13 protein-coding genes are annotated in these 17,677 nt (G+C 56.8%); 7 read left to right on the top strand and 6 right to left on the bottom strand.

Translation table 11 applies throughout. The features are described 5' to 3' along the window. Positions 1-41 precede the first annotated feature (41 nt). The 3 genes from malT to NFC81_RS10945 all read left to right on the top strand — a co-directional run bounded on the left by malT (position 42) and on the right by NFC81_RS10945 (position 6,245). Positions 42-2,693 carry an HTH-type transcriptional regulator MalT gene (gene malT, locus NFC81_RS10955; protein ID WP_304994526.1) on the top strand — a complete coding sequence of 884 codons (2,652 nt, stop codon included), beginning with the start codon at positions 42-44 and terminating at the stop codon, positions 2,691-2,693. Positions 2,694-3,009: 316 nt separating this feature from the next. Next, positions 3,010-5,346 carry a methyl-accepting chemotaxis protein gene (locus NFC81_RS10950; RefSeq protein WP_304994525.1) on the top strand — a complete coding sequence of 779 codons (2,337 nt, stop codon included), beginning with the start codon at positions 3,010-3,012 and terminating at the stop codon, positions 5,344-5,346. 158 nt (positions 5,347-5,504) lie between these two features. After that, positions 5,505-6,245, top strand: coding sequence for an enoyl-CoA hydratase (locus tag NFC81_RS10945; protein ID WP_304994524.1), 741 nt, complete (start codon positions 5,505-5,507; stop codon positions 6,243-6,245). Positions 6,246-6,247: 2 nt separating this feature from the next. Here NFC81_RS10945 and hemH read toward each other — a convergent pair whose 3' ends face one another. Further along, the gene (hemH, locus tag NFC81_RS10940) at positions 6,248-7,333 is read right to left on the bottom strand and encodes a ferrochelatase (protein WP_304994523.1); all 1,086 of its coding nucleotides are present in this window, start codon (positions 7,331-7,333) and stop codon (positions 6,248-6,250) included. 59 nt (positions 7,334-7,392) lie between these two features. Next, a complete protein-coding gene (gene mgtE, locus NFC81_RS10935; RefSeq protein ID WP_304994522.1) occupies positions 7,393-8,748 on the bottom strand; it encodes a magnesium transporter in 1,356 nt (451 codons plus the stop codon). A 175-nt stretch (positions 8,749-8,923) separates the two neighbouring features. Here mgtE and NFC81_RS10930 point away from each other — a divergent pair, with 175 nt between their 5' ends. Genes NFC81_RS10930 through NFC81_RS10915 form a run of 4 tightly spaced genes read left to right on the top strand, consistent with a single transcriptional unit; the run spans position 8,924 to position 12,874 of the window. After that, positions 8,924-9,772 carry a DUF547 domain-containing protein gene (locus NFC81_RS10930; RefSeq protein WP_304994521.1) on the top strand — a complete coding sequence of 283 codons (849 nt, stop codon included), beginning with the start codon at positions 8,924-8,926 and terminating at the stop codon, positions 9,770-9,772. Continuing rightward, positions 9,772-10,332: a DinB family protein gene (locus NFC81_RS10925; protein WP_304994520.1), complete on the top strand. Its 561-nt coding sequence runs from the start codon at positions 9,772-9,774 to the stop codon at positions 10,330-10,332. Before NFC81_RS10930 ends, NFC81_RS10925 begins: the two co-directional genes overlap by 1 nt. Next, a complete protein-coding gene (locus NFC81_RS10920) occupies positions 10,320-11,972 on the top strand; it encodes an NRDE family protein (RefSeq protein ID WP_304994519.1) in 1,653 nt (550 codons plus the stop codon). Before NFC81_RS10925 ends, NFC81_RS10920 begins: the two co-directional genes overlap by 13 nt. Next, the gene (locus NFC81_RS10915) at positions 11,969-12,874 is read left to right on the top strand and encodes a GNAT family N-acyltransferase (protein WP_304994518.1); all 906 of its coding nucleotides are present in this window, start codon (positions 11,969-11,971) and stop codon (positions 12,872-12,874) included. The genes NFC81_RS10920 and NFC81_RS10915 overlap by 4 nt, the downstream gene beginning before the upstream one ends. Here the strand turns inward: NFC81_RS10915 and NFC81_RS10910 are convergent. The 4 genes from NFC81_RS10910 to betB all read right to left on the bottom strand — a co-directional run bounded on the left by NFC81_RS10910 (position 12,864) and on the right by betB (position 17,674). Further along, on the bottom strand, positions 12,864-13,475 hold the full coding sequence (locus tag NFC81_RS10910) for a hypothetical protein (RefSeq protein ID WP_304994517.1): 612 nt from the start codon (positions 13,473-13,475) through the stop codon (positions 12,864-12,866). The two genes, NFC81_RS10915 and NFC81_RS10910, sit on opposite strands and share 11 nt — an antisense overlap. A 16-nt stretch (positions 13,476-13,491) precedes the next feature. Beyond that, a complete protein-coding gene (locus tag NFC81_RS10905) occupies positions 13,492-14,439 on the bottom strand; it encodes a YihY/virulence factor BrkB family protein (protein ID WP_304994516.1) in 948 nt (315 codons plus the stop codon). Positions 14,440-14,515: 76 nt separating this feature from the next. Then, the gene (gene betA, locus NFC81_RS10900) at positions 14,516-16,183 is read right to left on the bottom strand and encodes a choline dehydrogenase (protein WP_304994515.1); all 1,668 of its coding nucleotides are present in this window, start codon (positions 16,181-16,183) and stop codon (positions 14,516-14,518) included. 27 nt (positions 16,184-16,210) lie between these two features. Further along, a complete protein-coding gene (gene betB / locus NFC81_RS10895) occupies positions 16,211-17,674 on the bottom strand; it encodes a betaine-aldehyde dehydrogenase (protein WP_304994514.1) in 1,464 nt (487 codons plus the stop codon). Positions 17,675-17,677: the final 3 nt, after the last annotated feature.

The raw sequence follows: 17,677 nt of genomic DNA, 5'->3' as shown, positions 1-17,677 counted from the left end.
CAGGCATCCTACTGTGATAAAAACAACAACAGAGAACCATAATGGCCACAGATGTCACCACGCGACTGTGGGTGAATCCCTATAAATTAATTCCGCCACGCATTCCTGAGCCAGTGGTCGCTCGTCCGCGCCTTGAAGCCCTCCTAGACCAAGCATGGTCGTACCCCGTTACTCTACTTCAGGGGCCACCGGGACAGGGTAAGACCACCTTGCTGGTCAGTTGGTTGCATCGACGCCAGCCACAATATGCGTGGCTCTCACTCGACTCAGGTGACAATCAGGTACAGCATTTCGCTGCTCATCTGTTGGCGGCGTTGCATCAGGCCACGGCGAATGGCTGCACCGAAAGCATCGCGCTGGTCGAGACCGGGGAATTCAAGTCGTTGGAGAGTTTGCTGGGTAAAGTCTCGGTGGAGTTGTCGCGCACCTCATCTCATCTCTACGTGGTGTTGGACGACTACCACGTGATCAATAACCCCGACATCCATGCGGCCATGCGGCATTGGGTGCGTTATCTGCCGCCGAACATCCATCTATTGATTGGCAGTCACCTGGAACCCAGCATCGGTATTGCTGCCTTGCGCGTACGCGGGCAGGTGCTGGAGGTGGATGCGCCGGTGTTGGACTTTACCGCTGCCGAAGCAGGGGAGTTTCTGTCTCGCCGCTTGGCCAGAGAAGTGACGCCCGACGTTGTGCAGCAACTGGAGAATCGTTTGCACGGGTGGCCTGCCGGTTATCAGTTGATCAGTTGCCACGCCAGTACCACAGCGGAGCTGGTCGACAGCAGCGTGCGGCTCAGTGGGCCCTATCATTTGATATTTGACTACTTCCGCGATGAAGTCATGCCATCGTTGGCCCCCGCGCTGCAGCATCTATTGCGTCGCATCTGTGTGTTCGACCGCTTCAACGCCGATATGTGTCGGCACATGACGGAACAGGACGACGTCACACCTTGGTTGTCGCAGCTGGTGCACGCGCACATGTTGGTGCCACCGACCAATGAGCAAGATACCTGGTATCGTCTGCACGATCTCTTCCGTGAAGCGCTGCGCAGCTGGGAGCAGGACGACCCCATAGCATGGGCGCGTATTCAAGCCCGAGCGGTGGAAGCCTATTTACAGACTGGCCAAGCATACGATGCGTTGGCGCTGGCGTTGTCAATGCGTGATGCCGCTGCCATCGGTACCGTGTTGCGGCATTCCGGTGAGTATTTTTACCGTCGAGGTCAGTTCGACCTACTGGAATCCGCCTTCGAGTTGATTACAGAAACCACCATGCTGGAAGACTCAACATTGCTGCTGTTGAAACTGTGGCTGAATCTGGCGACCTATCGCGAGGGCGATATCGTGCCCTTGCTGGCGACCGCCGAAGCGGTGGGCATGGACATCAGCACTGAATTGCGGGCTGAGTTTCAGGTGGTGCGTGCGCAAGAGGCGATCAATCGTGAAGACTATGCCACCGCACGCTCGCTGGCCCGTGAAGCGCTGGATGACCTGCCCGCCGATAGCGCAATTTCACGCACGGTGGCGTGGTCTGTATTGGGTCAAAGTGACCTCTGCGCGGGGCGCCTCAAAGAGGCCTTAGCCAGCCTGCGGGCCGCCGAGCAACAGGCCATAGCGAGCAAGCTCGCGCAGCAGCAACTGTGGTCACTGTGCCTGCAAAGCGATACCCACTGCGCCATGGGTCAGTTAGACGAAGCCTTTCACGTGCAAACACGGGCGGTGGCGACGGCGCACGAGAAATGCATCGAACGCGTGCTGCATATGGAATTTCTCTATCGCAATCGCGCGCAAGCGTTGCTCGAACGGCTGGCGCTGGACGAAGCATTGCATTTTGTCGAAGAAGAACTGTCGATCATGCAGCCACTGGGCGACTACGGTTTGCTGCCCGCGTTTTCCATCAAAGGGCGCGTGCATCTGGTCACCGGAGAACTGACTCGGGCGCGCCAAGTCGCCTTTCATTTGCGCCACCTTAAAAGCCGTTTTAACTACCATACCGACTGGCTTGCCCATTTGCTGCAATTCGAACTGGTGCTGCGCCATGAAACCGGAGAAGGCGACTGGCCGGCAATTGACGAGTCCATCGTTGCGCGTGCCGCCGAGAACCATTTTCTGCAAAACTATCAGCGCCAAGTGGCTTGGTTGCGTATTCTACGCGGTGAACCTGCGGCCGGCATCGCACTACTGAAAACCCTGCTGCAACAGGCCGATACCTGTGGCTTGCGTCTGGAGGCCTTACGTACCCGGTTGTGTTTGGCCGCCTATGATGCAGCCGGAGCACGCTGGCTTGAACCGGTACGGCATGAATTGTTGCAGATTAAACCCTTGTTTACTCTCTGGGTATGGCGTGACGCCTTGCGCCCGCTGAGCGCCGAACTGCCCGAACTGGGCATGGTGCTTCCGCAGGTCGATAAGGTAACGCATCATACCTTGGAGGTGCCACCGACGGGAACTCCTTGGGTGTCGCGTTTGAACGCCAACTTGCAGCGTCAGAGCGAGGCATTAACGCCCAAAGAAGTTGAAGTACTGACCCGAATTGTTGAGGGTTATACCAATCAGGACATCGCACGGCAGATGTTTGTTGCTCCCACCACTGTAAAAAGTCACATTCGCAGTATCTACCGGAAAATGAACGTCAATGACCGAGCCGAAGCCATTGCCTTTGCGCGGCCGTATTTTCGCGTGGAACACTGATGCCGGGGCGTACTTAGTCCTTCTCTTGTCATGTACCGCGAGCATACGTCATACAGATTAGGCATTGGTCAAAAACTGTAAACAATTGCAGACTGCACTGTCTGGGTTCCTGTGTTTAATTCTTGCGCAAAAATGGCGCATCTCAGTGTTCTTTCTTACTATGTTAGTGATTCTGTTGAAATATGACGCATGACTCAGAACCACAACTATAACAATAGCGATCAGTGGCCGGTTTCTTGCTTTACTTTCTGTCCAATGAATCTGTCGTTAGCACAGACAGTCCAGCATGCCGTAACACTAAGCAGTAGGAAGGCGCATGAGTATTCAAAGAAAACTTCTTGTGGTCATTTTAGGGCTGTCTCTGATGGCCGCAATTGCCGCGAGTATTATGATCAGTTCAACCAGTATTCGAGCTGGTCAGCAACTGCTGTCCGAGCAGGCGAACCTGCGCTTGCAGTTGGTCAGTGATACCCAAGCCCAGCGACTGGCCGATTACCTCAGTTCCTTGCAGCAGCAGGTGGAAGGCTATGCAGCCAACAGCCAAGGGCGACGAGCCATTACTGCGTTTGCGTCGGCTTATCGTGGCTATCAGCTCAATGTTGTGGTGCGCAACAGGCCCGATGTCAGTGCGGAAACCGCGGAACTTGCCGCTTTTTTCGAGGCAGGCTTCAAAGCTCGCCTGCAGCAGGTCGCGCCGGACTTACTCTTTGACGCCAATGCCTATTTGGCGGAAATAGACCGGCCTCGCCTGGTGTTGCATTACTACTACCTGATTGAATCGGGGGGCGCGTGGGACGCGCGGGCGGACATCGTCGATGCAGGTGATCAATCGCGCTACAGCATCACGCACCGCGAATTCCACGACGAAATACGCGGTTTCACCGACTTTTATGGCTTTGCCGATGCCTATTTTGTGAATGTAGATGGCGACATCGTGTATTCGGTCAACAAGCAGGTGGACTTCGGTATCAATGTCGACCATCCCGTTCTGGTGGGTACCGGTATGGAAACGGCGTTCCGTCAAGCTGTCGAGGGTACATCGACCAGTAGCCCGGTTTTTGTCGATTTCAGTGCGTACCTGCCCGGTTTGGGAGCGCAAAGTGCATTCTTTGCCATGCCGATGTTTGAAGCGGGCACCGACACCATGCTTGGAGTATTCGTCGCCCGTATCCAAGCGCAGCAGATCGAGGCCGCCTTGTCGAATTTTGATGACAGAGCTTCCTTAGGCTTAGGCGCCACCGGCGATACTTATTTGCTGAACGCGAATCGTACCTTGCTGTCGAGCAAGCGTGAATTTGATGACAATCCAGGTGCTGCAATGGCGCAACTGGGCTTACCATCGGACCGTCAGCAGTTGATCAACGCCCGTGGCAGTCTGTCGGGCTTGGTGCAAATGGACAGCGACGGTATCCAGCGCGCGTTGCAAGGCCGCAGCGGTGTGGCGAGCTACATCAACCCGCTCGGCAATGCGGTCATCGGCGTCTACGGGCCATTGCGCTTTTCTGGTGCGGAATGGGTACTGGTAACCGAGATGGACGTTAGCGAAGCCTTAGCGGCCGGTCGTATCCTGCGTAATGAGGTCATAGGCTACGCCATTGCTGTGACCTTGGTGGTGCTGGTGCTCGCCTTTGTCGCTGCTTTGTGGATGGCGCGTTCGTTCAGTCGCCCGGTAGCCGTGTTGCGCGGGGCCATTCTCGGTATTCAGCAGAACCACGACCTCACACGGCGCAGCCCGCTAACCGGGTCTGATGAATTCGGTCAGATATCCGCCGCCGTGAACCTATTGTTGGATGACATACAACACTCCATTAAGTTGACGCGTGAAGCAGCGGAAACGGTCAATGACGCCTCAACCGCGATGACGCAAGGCTCAGAGCAGACCCTCCAGCAATTGAACGAGCAAAACCAGCGCAATGCCTCGGCAGAAGGCTTGGTTGAAGGCATGGTCAGCAGTGCGCAAACCGTTACGGAACAAGCACGGAATACCGCCGATGTAACCATCAGTACGCGTGACAACATCACCGCCAGCACCAAGACCATTCAGGAAGTTATTTCCGAAGTGCATCAAATGGCGCGTGGCGTAAACGAAGCGGCCACCACCATCAACACGCTGGCGAATGACTTTGAGCAGATTCGCCATGTGCTGGAGGTGATTTCTAACATCGCCGAACAGACCAACTTACTGGCCTTGAACGCAGCGATAGAAGCGGCGCGGGCAGGCGAGCACGGCCGAGGTTTTGCAGTGGTGGCCGATGAAGTGCGTAATCTGGCGCAGCGCTCGCGCGGTGCGACCGAGGAAATCCAAAACATCATCGACGGTTTGTTGACCAACACCGACAAAGCCCAGCAAATGATGACGGCAGAGCAGCAGCGCTCGGAAGGCTTGGAGGTAACGGCACAGGCCTCGCAAGAAGCCCTGAGCACCATTGGCGAGTCGTTGCAGGCCATCGTGCATGCGAACGAAGACATTCTGTCGGTGTCGAATGAACAGAGCATGATGACGGGTGACCTTGCCAAAGTATTGGCCGAGTCGTTCGACAGCTCGCGTCATTCACAAGAACAGGCTGAGAAAAACGCCCACGAGAGCGAGAAGCTGCAAAAAACAGCACGGGAGTTGCAGCAGAATGCCACGCGCTGGCAAGTGGACGACTAATGTGTGGGTCGTGCCAAACAGACAAAGACCAGCCGCTATCCACGCCGATTAATCCAGTTGGGTTGAAGGTCGGTCTGCGTGTTTCGTAATCTGCTGTACAGAACGCACAGAGTCGGTACTCTGTGCGTTATCTTCCTCAGCCTAACGGATACGCCAGCATGAGTGATATTCTGACTCAAACTGAACAGGGGGTTATGACCATCCTGTTCAACCGCGTTGCCAAACGCAATGCCATCACCGAAGCCATGTACACCGCGATGCGCGAAGCCTTAGAGCAGGCCGCCGAAGACAATACGGTGCGGGCTGTGGTGTTCCAAGGTGACGAAACCTGCTTTACCGCAGGGAATGATTTGCAAGACTTCATGGCGCACCCGATCAAAGACCGCGACGCCCCAGTACTGCGTTTTCTGCGCACCGCCGCTGTATTTCCCAAGCCCATGGTCGCTGCCGTAAATGGCTCGGCGGTCGGTATCGGCACCACCCTGCTGTTGCATTGTGACTTAGTCGTTGCAGGTGAGAGCGCGGTGTTTCAGTTGCCGTTTGTGAATTTAGGACTGGTGCCGGAATTTGCATCGTCATTGCTGATTCCACGGCAAGTGGGTTATGTGAAAGCGGCGGAATGGTTGTTGTTGGGTAATAAGTTTGGTGCGGAAGAGGCATTGACCTCGGGCTTAATCAACCGTGTGGTGCCCGACGGTGAAACGCTGGCGGCGGGAGCTGCGTTGGCCGCCGAGTTGGCGAGCCGTCCGACAGAAGCCATGCAAGCCGCCAAGGCGTTGATGAAAGGGCCGGAGCAGGCGCAAGTGCTGCAAGTGATTGATGCCGAAGCCGAGGTGTTTCAGCAACGCCTGCGCAGCCAGGAGTTTATGGCTGCGGTGCAGGCGTTTTTTAAACGATGAGCTTACTTCGCAGCGGCCAACCGAGCGTGCTCCTGCACGCTCGTGCTTTTATCCTGCGTCGCCAACGGCTGCCAGCCTTTCAAATGCTGCTCCAGTAGCGCGGTCAACGCATCAATGTGACCCGGGGTTGCATTCAATGCGGGTATGTACCCGAACTGCTCACCGCCAGCCTCTTCAAAATACTCGCGGTTCTCTTCGCCGATCTCTTCAATGGTTTCCAAACAGTCGGACGGAAAGCCCGGGCAGAACACCTGAATGGATTTCACGCCGTCTTCGCCCAACTGCTTCATGGTGGCATCCGTATACGGCTTCAACCATTCCTGTTTGCCAAAGCGAGACTGAAACGTCGTGATGACGTCATCGCGCGTCAGGCCCAGCTTCTCGGTTAACAAGCGCGAGGTCTTGTAGCACTCGCAATGGTAGGGGTCGCCCTCCAGCAAATTGCGCTTCGGAATACCGTGGTACGACAACACCAGTTTTTCCGGCTTGCCGTGCTCGGCTTGATACGCCTGAATGTGCGCCGCCATGGCGTCAATGTAGGGTTCGAAATCGTGGTAGTGGTTGATAAAGCGTAGCTCGGGAATCCAACGGCGCTTGGCGAAGTCGTTGGCAATGGCATCAAAGGTTGAAGCCGTAGTGGTGGCGGAATACTGCGGGTACATCGGCAGCACCAATAAGCGACGCACACCTTGCTGCTGCATGCGTTCAATCACCGACGAGACAGAAGGATTGCCATAACGCATGGCGAATTCCACCACCACGTCATCACCGTATTTGCCCTTCATGTAGGCGCGCACCCCTGCGCATTGGTCGGCGGTGTGATACAGCAATGGCGAGCCGCGCTCGGTCCATACCGTACGGTAGTTCTTAGCAGAACGAGCCGGACGAATAGCCAAGATAATGCCGTTGAGAATAAACCACCAAATGGCCTTGGGAATTTCCACCACACGTGAATCGGACAAAAACTCGCGCAAATACCGACGCACCGCGCCGCTTTCGGCGGCGTCAGGGGTGCCCAAGTTAGTAATCAGAATACCGGTTTTGTCTGCCTGTGCGTGGGAGTAGTCTGCTATGCCCTTAAACTTCATGTCGTGATCCTGTGTCTTAGCCAACGCCAATAATGAATGTTTGAACCGTTGTGACTACGCTAAAAGAGCGAAGGCAGATCCAGTACCGCCGCTGCAATACTGAAGTAAATGATTACCCCGCACGCATCGATCAGCGTCGTTACTAATGGCGCGCTGGCGGTGGCCGGGTCCCAGCCAATGTGGTTGAGAATAAAGGGCAGGCAGATGCCGATCAGGCTGCCGAGCACAACCACGCTGATCATCGAAGCACCGACCACAAAGGCGATGTCTTCACCGCCACGCCAGAATCCAATCGGCGATACCGCCAGAGCCATGGTCACGCCGAGTGCCAAGGCAACAAACAACTCACGGCCGAGCAGGCGCGCCCAATCGGATACCCCAACGTCGCCCGTGGCGATACCCCGCACCATCAGTGTCGAGGCTTGCGCGCCCGCGTTGCCGCCACTGCCTATCAACAGGGGTAAGAAGAACACCAAGGCCACGTGCGCGGCGATGGTGTCTTCGAAAAATGCGATCCCCATGCCAGAGAACAAATTGCCAAACACCAGCAGTACCAGCCAGACAATCCGCGTGCGGTACAGGTCACGCAGGCGGGCGCGGCCAAAGCCGTCGTCCAAGCGTCCAACCGAGGCACCCTTGTGAATGTCTTCCGTGGCTTCTTGTTCGGCAACATCCATCGCGTCATCGTAGGTCACGATGCCGACGAGGCGTGCATCGTTGTCGATGATCGGCAACGCCAGTAAGTCGTAACGTGAAATCAAACGCGCTACTTCTTCCTGCGGCGTGTCCACGGTCGCGCTGATCAGCTCGGTGGTCATGATGGCTTCCAGCCGCGCTGTAGAACGCGCCAGAATCAGCTCGCGCAGCGACGTAGCCCCCATCAGCCGACCCATGTGGTCGATGCTGTAGATATCGTAAATGGTTTCAGCATCCGGCGCGGTTGACCGGACAATCTCAAAAGCCTGTGCGATGGTCGACTGGGCAGGCACGGCCACATAGTCGCTGGTCATGATGGACCCGGCGGTGCCTTCTTCATAGCTCGATAGGCGACGCAAATCTTCGCGTTCGTTGCGCGCTAAACGGCGCATCAAATCGGCTTTCAGTTCGTCTTGTAGCAGGTTGAATAAGTCGGCGCGCTCGTCCGAGTTCATGTGAATGAACAGGTTCGCCAGGGCCGATTCGTCCATGTGCTCAGCAAGTTCGCGCTGGTCATTCTCACTGAAATAACCAAAGGTTTCCGCGCGCTGCTTGATGGGCAAACAGGACAAGAGCTTTAAGCTGGTTTCAACAGGGTGTTCTTGAATGAATTCGGCAAAGTCGGCGGGTTGCATATCGGCAACCAGTTGTTCCATGGTCTGCACATCATCCTGTGCCATGGCTTCTCTGAGTTCGTCGGCGATGACTGTGTAAGCCATAAGCTCTTCCCCTGCTGTGTGACGGCGACGTGCTTGTCGCCTAGCGCGTATTTCTGGTTACAAAGTATAACAGTAATTTCCGGCCGCTTCGCCCGTGAAATGGGAGTTTGAACTAATTGATGGTTCGCTGGTCAAAAGGAGAGTTTGAAGCCTAGCCGATGGAGATGTACTGCTGATGAAAGGTCGAATTTTTGCACTGTTCGCAGGTGCGGTGTTGAGTCTTTTTTTACCGCTAAGCGCCTTGGCGTTTGATCATTCACCGTGGACAGCCCTGCTGCAAAAGCACGTGGTTCCCTTCAATGAAAACCGCGCCACAGCCGTGGATTACGCCGGTTTTGCTAACGACCGCGCCGAGTTAACCCGTTACCTCAGTAGTCTGTCGGCGGTCACGGAAGCGGAGTTTGACGAGTGGTCCGGCGACGAGCAATTGGCATTCTTAATCAACGTCTATAACGCGTGGACGGTTGAATTGATTCTGACGCGCTACCCGGATCTGGATTCCATTCGCGAACTGGGGAGCTTCTTACGCTCGCCGTGGAAACAACGCTTTATTCCCTTGTTCGGTGCCGAGCGCACCTTGGATGAAGTCGAGCACGATATGATTCGTGGCGAAAGCAGAGACTACGCCGGTTATGACGAGCCGCGCATTCACTTCGCTGTTAACTGCGCCAGTATTGGCTGCCCGGCACTGTTAACGGAGGCCTTCACCGGTGCTGACCTGGAAGACCAGCTTGACCGTGCCACGCGCTGGTTTCTGAACGATAAGACGCGTAACCGCTGGGCCGATGGCAGCTTAGAAGTCTCCTCCATATTCCGTTGGTATCGCAGCGACTTCGAAGCAGGCTGGGGTGGTGCTGAGTCACTGGGGGCGTTTCTTGCGTTGTACGCCGACGAGTTGGGCGTACCGACGGATCAACGTGCCGCGTTAACCAATGACAACATTCGCATACGTTTTCTCGACTACGACTGGGCGCTCAACGATGTCAAAGGCAATAGTATCGCCAACATGCCGAGGGAAGATTGATGGACAGCAACCAACGGGCACGGACCGACATGAGCGTGTTGTGGCACGAAGCCATCGGTGTCATGCAGCGCTTAGAGCACTGGCTGGCGCAAGTGAGCCACAAGGAATACAGCGGCCGTTGTGCGCCACTGCCACACGGGCAGACGCCGGGCCGCCATGTGCGGCATATCTTGGATCACTATCTCGCCTTGTCCACCGCCTTATCCGGTGGCACCGACATCGATTACGAACACCGCCAGCGTGACCCGCTCGTAGAAGCCGACCCACAGCATGCTTTGACGCTGTTACAGCGTGTCCAGCAAGCGTTGGCACCACACCTGCAACAGGGCGACCGGACGCTCACGCTGGACTACTGCACAGACGATGGCAATGCACCCGTTGCCACTACCTTGGCTCGTGAGCTCGTGTTTCTCACCCAACACAGCATTCACCATTTTGCCTTGGTGGAGATGCTGGTGGTGATACAGGGCGGCGCCATGCCACCGGGTTTTGGCGTTAATCCCTCAACCCGCCGCCATGAAGCGTTGCAGAGCGCGGAGCAGCCAATATGTGCACCCTAAGTTGGCAGCATCACCAAGGCGCATTGAACATTGTGTTCAGCCGGGATGAACGGCGCAATCGCATCGCAGCCGAGCCGCCGTCTGTGTTCAATGAAGGCGGGCGCAAGATATTGGCGCCGCGTGACCCCGAAGGTGACGGCTTTTGGCTGGCCACCAACGACCAAGGGCTAACGATTTGCTTGCTGAACGACTATGCTGCTGAACAACAACACCGGACCAGCACCGCTACCCAGAGCCGTGGCCGCTTGGTACGCGCTCTGAGTGCTTGCGCCACGCCGATGGCGGTGCGTTCGCTGTTGCAGAATACCGCGCCAATGGACTTCGCACCCTGCGTGGTCTTTGTTTTTTGGCAAACCCAAGAGCCGCTGTGCTGGCGTTGGTCGACGCAGGCGTGGTCAGAGACGGTAGCACCCAGCTCGCCGTTCAGTACTTCCTCCTTACTGCCGCAGTGGATTCCCCTGCTGCGGCGGTATTTTTTCTCACGTTGGGCAACCGAACCCCAAGGTTGGCGAACCTGGACGCCCGAACACCAACTGCAGGCGCATTGCGTGCGCCATCGGTGTATGCCGTGGGCATCGGTGGCTATGAGCCGGCGCGACCGCTCCACAGTGAGCCTGACGCGCATTCAGGTGCAACCGGGTTCAACACGCATGGAATATTGGCCGGGCACGCCCGTATCGGGTGCCGAACCGACGAGCATGCAGACGTTAGAAACCCACTGGCAGCCCCTGCCGCACAGTGAGCCTGTTGTACCACCCGCTGCACCGCCGGTAGACGTTGAACGGTTGTTGCAGGACAAAAACCCGGCACTCTGGCAACGATTGCGTGGCTCACCGATGCGGCTGTTGTTGCGGCTTTTGTGGAAGGTAACGCAAGTGCGCCAATTCAACCAGGCCTTGATGGCCTTGTCGGACACCAATACGCGCCGTTTCCCGGCGCAGGTGTTGCAGCGCCTGGGCGTTAGCGCACAGGTGCTTAATGGTACAGCGCTACCTGCAGTCGCTGCACGGCCGGTATTTGTGGCGAATCACCCGACCGGTGGCTTGGACGGCCTTATTCTGCTGGCGTGGCTGCAAAGTTACTACCCGGAAGTGAAGGTCGTGGTGACGGATTTGCTGACCTTGATTCCACCGATGAAGTCCTTGGTCGTGCCGGTGGATCGTTATCGGTCGTCGCGCCAGTCAGTGCGTAATCTGCACGCCGCCTTTGCCACCGACGCCGCTATTTTAGTGTTCCCGGCCGGGCGCACCGCTCGCAAACAACAGGGCAAGTTGACCGACTTTGAATGGCACAGCATGCCTGTGACTCTGGCTCGACGCTTTGGTCGCTTACTGGTGCCCATTCACTTGGAAGGCACGAATTCACGGTGGTTTCATGGCGTCGCGGCGCTGCGCCAGCGCTTCAATGTGGCCTTGAACCTTGAAATGGCCTTGTTGCCGCGCGAGCTGTTGAAACCCGCCACTCGCACCTTCGGTGTGTGCGTGGGGGAAACCATCCGTGCCGAGGAACTCGAACAGCTCGCGCCGAACGATCAACAGCGCATGGCGGTTGTCCGTGCGCACTATGACCGGCTGACGCGTCCGCATCCGGCGCTCGCGCAGGCTATGTCTTCCCTTGTATTGAAGGAGACTTCTTCATGACAATTGCTCATCAACTTACGTCTGCTCAGGCGGGCCAACATGTTACCGCCAACAGCGTTGCGCAAGAACTCGCCGCATTGGTACCGTTGGCACAGTTTCGTGGCCTGAATATCTACAGTTTTACCGGCGACGAATGCCCAGCCGCTATGCAGGAAATAGGGCGACTGCGTGAAGCCGGTTTCCGGGCCGTCGGTGCCGGGAGAGGCGAGGAGCTGGACCTCGATCATCGTGACTATGGCGAACAGTGCTACTCGCAGTTGGTGGCGTGGGACCCCGAACACCAAGAAATGGTCGCCATGTACCGCTATCAGCAAGGTGCCAAGGCTGCCGTCTTTGGCCCCGAGTGCCTGCGTACCTATGGACTGTTTGACTATTCGGCTTCGTTCCAGCGCAACATCCTGCCCTATGCCATTGAATTGGGCCGCTCGGTGGTTAACCGGGCCGCCAAAAAAGGCGCGTTGGGCTTCTTCGCCACTTGGGTAGGTTTGGGTGCTTTGTTACGTAAACATCCTGAGGTGCAGTATTTCTTTGGCAATGTGTCGCTGTACCAAACCCTGAACAACACCGGCCGAGACTTGTTGGTCAGCACCATGCAGGCGCACTATGCCCCGCCAGAACCCTACCTGGTAGCGCGCGATACCTGCCGCTATGAACCCAAGCAAGCCGCTCCGGCGCTGTCAGCTAACGACTCTGCCGACGAGCGTATTCGCCAACTGCGCGATTCATTGATACCTTACGACATGAGCATCCCACCGGTCTTGCAGTCCTACATGTCGTTGTCGACCGGCATTTGGTGTGGCGAAACGGTCTTTGATGCTGATTTTGGGAACGCTCTTGAACTGGGGATTATTGTGCCGGTGGCGGAAATCAACGAAAAGGTGAAGGCGCGGTTTATTGATTGACTGGAATATTGGCCAAGCCCAGCCACAACAGCACAGGCACAATGCCGGTGGCGACCGCACAGGTCAGCACAAAACGCAGGTAGCCCACCTTGGGCATGATGCCGGCCGTCGCGGCAATACCGCCGCCACCGCCAATCAGCCAATTGCCGGGCAGGTTCAGGGTCACAAAGATAAACAGGTACGGGTGCTTTTCGTACAGGCAGACACCGGCGGCTAAGAAGCGCTGGCTCATCGATAAATCTTCTTTAGGCGTTGCCATCAAACTGTCGCGCGCATCATGCAAACGTTGCAGTTGGGGGTGGTCGGACAGCCGTCGTGCGACCCAATAACTGATGCTGAGCCCCAGTACTGTGCTTAGCCACGCAGCCACGATGCCGATACGACCAAACAGCCCCATGATCATCCAGCCCAATTCGACGCCCGGTACAAAGGGCACCGCCAACACCAATGCATACAAGGACGACGTCAGTACCAGCAGCAAGGCGCGGCTTTCAGGCTGTAGCCACTGCCCCAACAAGCCTTCACCACGGTTCAAGTACAGGCCGGTGAAAACAACGACAAACAGCACCAACGCGATTAAAATGCGCACAACCAGTTTCATCGCTGCTCCTCGGTGCTCAGTGTCGTTTCGCCCGGCGGTCATCCATCCGGCGTTGTTCGGCGTGGCGTGGGTCTTTGTGCCACGGTACAGCATGTCGTGCACTGCGCTCCAGCTCCGCAATCACCTGCGCGCCCAACAGCAGAATAACCGCCGCTATTTCTAGACTGATCAAGACAACGATGACCGTAGTGACCGAACCATAGATGACGTTTACATAAGAGATGTTGGCGAAGTAGTACAACAGGAAGAAACGCGCGCCTTCCCATAGCAAGGCAGCCACAAAGCCACCCACCAGCGCCCGCCGCCAAGCGACCTGCACCACCGGCAACACCTTATAGATGCCAGTAAACAGGGTAGCCATACCGACGAAACTGGCAAAATTCAGCAAGTAGACTGGTGCGGTCGATAGCGGCAGGTTGACGTCAAACATGTCCGACAGATAATCGGTGAAGCTGCTGAGCAGGGTGAACAACATGGTCAAGGCCAGCAGGCCTGCACCCACCACCAACATAAAGGCATACGGCAGCGCGACCGATACCCAGGTGCTGCGTCTGGCTAGCACGTCGGGCCGGTGGAAGATGATCGCCATGGAATCGTCGAGCATACGAAAGGCAAAGGAGCTGAAGAACAGCAGCACCACAATGCCCAGCACCCCGATGGTATCGCGCGAATCCAATAAGGCCTGCACCGTATCCAACAAGAGCGTGGCATAACCCGGTGCTAGATGCTGCACCTGAATGGCCATGATGTTCAGCAGGTCTTGCTCGTCAACAATGTGCGTCAGCAGAACCACAAGCAACGCGAATAGCGGAATGGTGGACAGCAGCACGTTATAGCCCACACCACCCGCCAACAGAATGCCACGGTTGCGCATAAATGCTCGGATTACTCGACCGGAAAAACGCCAAATACGAAGTAAGATGAGCAGGCGCGAGAATTTTTGTCGCAGACCGTTTTCCGACATAGACACAGCAACTACTTAAAGAGGGTGCCTGTAATCATGGGGGCGAGCGCTGCTCCGTTCAAGCGGTTTCCACGATTTATCGCTGCGCCGTCTGGTACTCCGGGTGTTCCCAAACGGGTGCATTAGATGGCGCCAAAGGCGTACGGCCACGAATGTGGTCCGCGCATTTTTCGGCCAGCATAATGGTGGGGGCATTTAAGTTGCCGCTCACAATGCTGGGCATAATACTGGCGTCGACGACGCGTAAGCCTTCAATACCAAACACCCGCGCTTCGGCATCCACCACCGCCATAGGGTCACTGGCTGCGCCCATTTTGCAGGTACACGAAGGGTGGTAAGCACTGTCGGCGTGTGCACGCACGAAGGCATCAATTTCTTGGTCGGTCTGCACATCTTTACCGGGCAGGTATTCCTCGCCCCGAAAAGGTTTGAACGCGTCTTGAGCAAAGATCTCGCGCGTGAGCTTCACCGACTGGCGCATTTCCCAGCGGTCACGCTCGGTGCTCAGCAGGTTAGGCTGAATCAATGGATGCTCGGTCGGGTCGCTCGAACGCAACTTCAAAAAGCCCGTGCTGGTAGGACGCATTGGCCCCACGTGGGCTTGGTACGCGTGCAGCTCGGGGTTTTTGCGCCCGTGGTCGATCACCTGCGACGGCAGAAAGTGGTACTGAATGTCCGGGTGACGCACGCCGGGCTCAGAGCGAATGAAACCGCCCGCTTCCAAGTGCGCGGTACGGCATGCGCCCCAATCGTTATTGATGAACCACTGCATACCCGACAACGCCATGCCCGGCTGGGTGGTGTATTTGTACAGGGTGATGGGCTGCGTACAGGCTTGTTGCACGTACAGCTCAAGGTGGTCTTGCAGGTTCTGCCCTACACCGGGCAGGTCTTGTTTGACCTCGATGCCCAGCGCTTTTAAGTCTTCAGCGGGGCCAATGCCAGACAGCATCAGCAGTTGAGGCGAATTGATCGCACCACCCGACAGAATTACTTCGCGTTCAGCGCGCACGCGCACGGTTTTGCCGTTCTGCTGGTATTCCACACCCACTGCACGCTGACCTTCAAACAGCACGCGGGTGACCATGGCACCGACTTCCGCCTTCAAATTCGGGCGTGCCAATACCGGACGCAAATAGGCTTGCGCGGTGTTCCAACGCTTGCCTTGTTTGATGGTCATGTCCATCTTGCCGAAGCCTTCCTGCTGGAAACCGTTCATGTCCTCGGTCGCCGGGTAGCCCGCTTGCTGAGTCGCCTGTAAGAACGCATCAAACAGCGGGTTGGGCTCGTCGCCCGTGTGCACGTTCAACGGGCCTTCACCACCGCGATAGTCGTCCGCACCCTGTTCGCGGGTTTCGGCTTTGCGAAAGTACGGCAGGATATCGGCATAACGCCAACCGTCCGCGCCTTCCTCGGCCCATCGGTCGTAGTCGTACGCGTGGCCGCGAATGTACACCATGGCGTTCAAGGATGAACCACCGCCCCACACCTTGCCGCGCGGCCAATACAGCTTGCGGTTGTTCATGTGTTCTTGCGGTTCGGTGTGGTAGTACCAGTTGTAGCGGTCGCCCTTGAGGTTGTACATCAGGGCGGCAGGCATGTGGATTTTCCACGTATCGTCTTTGCGTCCTGCTTCTAATACCAGCACGCGTGCGTCGGCGTCTTCCGATAGGCGGTTAGCCAGCACGCAACCCGCAGAGCCGGTGCCAACGATGATGTAGTCGTGAGTTTGATCAAATGTCATGGGGTAATCTGTCGTCTTCCGGTGGGTTTAAAAGGGCGCGTCGATATCGCCCAAGCCCACATAAATGGACTTGATCTGGGTGTAATGGGTCAGGGTTTCACGGCCGTTCTCGCGGCCCAAACCAGACAGCTTGTAGCCGCCAACCGGCATTTCGGCGGGTGAATTGCCGTAAGCGTTGATCCAACAAATTCCGGCTTCCAGCTGATGAATAACCCGGTGGGCGCGTTGAATGTCACGCGTGAACACCCCGGCGGCCAAGCCGTATTCGGTGTCGTTGGCGCGCTCGATGACTTCGTTCTCGTCGTCAAATACCAGTACCGTCATCACCGGGCCAAAAATCTCTTCCTGCACAATGGTCATGTCGTCGGTGCAGTCGGTGAACACCGTGGGAGCTACAAAATACCCGTCGGCCAATGCACCCGCAGTTAAGCGTTCACCACCGATGGCGCAGGTAGCACCTTCCGCTTTACCTTGTTCAATAAAGCCCAACACCTTTTCTAGATGCCCGGCTGAAATCAGTGCGCCGAAGTTGGTGTCGGGGTGCATGGGGTCGCCCGCCACCACATTGTTTCGGGTGCGTTCTAACAAGCGCTGCAAGAACGCGTCGTAAATGCCGCGTTGCACAAATACCCGCGTACCATTGGTACAGATTTCGCCCTGGGTGTAGAAGTTACCGAGCATGGCGCCCGACACGGCGTTTTCCAAGTCTGCGTCGTCAAAGATGATCAGCGGTGACTTGCCGCCCAGCTCCATCGTTACCGACTTCAGTGTTTTCGCCGCGTCTCCCATCACCGTGCGACCCGTACCGGCTTCACCGGTGAAAGACACCTTGGCGATTTCTGGCGCGGCGGTCAGCATCTGGCCCACTCGGTAGTCACCCTGTACCACGTTGAACACACCGTCGGGCAAGCCTGCTTGTTGGAAGATCATGGCCAGCTCAAGGGCACCGCGTGGCGTTTCTTCCGAAGGCTTGAAGATCATGCTGTTGCCCGCCGCGAGCGCCGGTGCGGCTTTCCAGCAAGCGATTTGTAACGGGTAGTTCCATGCACCGATGCCCGCGCAAATACCCAAGGGCTCGCGCCGCGTGTAGTAGAAGTCGTTGCCGATGGGCTGGCTGTTGCCTTCCATTCCCGGTGCTTCACCGGCAAAGAACTCGATCGCGTCCGCGCCCGTCATTACATCGACCACGCTGGCTTCTTGCCAAGGTTTACCGGTATCCAGCACCTCTATGGCGGCCAAGCGATCATTGTGCTCGCGCAGCAAGTCGGCGGCGCGGCGCAGAATGCGGGCACGTTCAATAGCAGGCGTTTTTGACCACACCTCAAAGCCTTGCTGTGCGGACTCAATGGCCGCAGCCATTACTGATTCGTCGGCTTGCTCAACTTGATACAGCTCAGCACCCGTAGCCGGGTTGATGACAGCAAAGGTATCGCCGTTAGTGTTTGGTAAGGGCGCGCCATTAACCCAAGAGTGCAGGGTGAGGTCAGACATGAA

This window comes from Salinispirillum sp. LH 10-3-1, assembly GCF_030643825.1.
In the GTDB taxonomy this organism is placed as follows: domain Bacteria; phylum Pseudomonadota; class Gammaproteobacteria; order Pseudomonadales; family Natronospirillaceae; genus Salinispirillum.
Note: the sequence above shows the minus strand (reverse complement) of the source record. Positions and strands in the feature narration are given on the sequence as shown.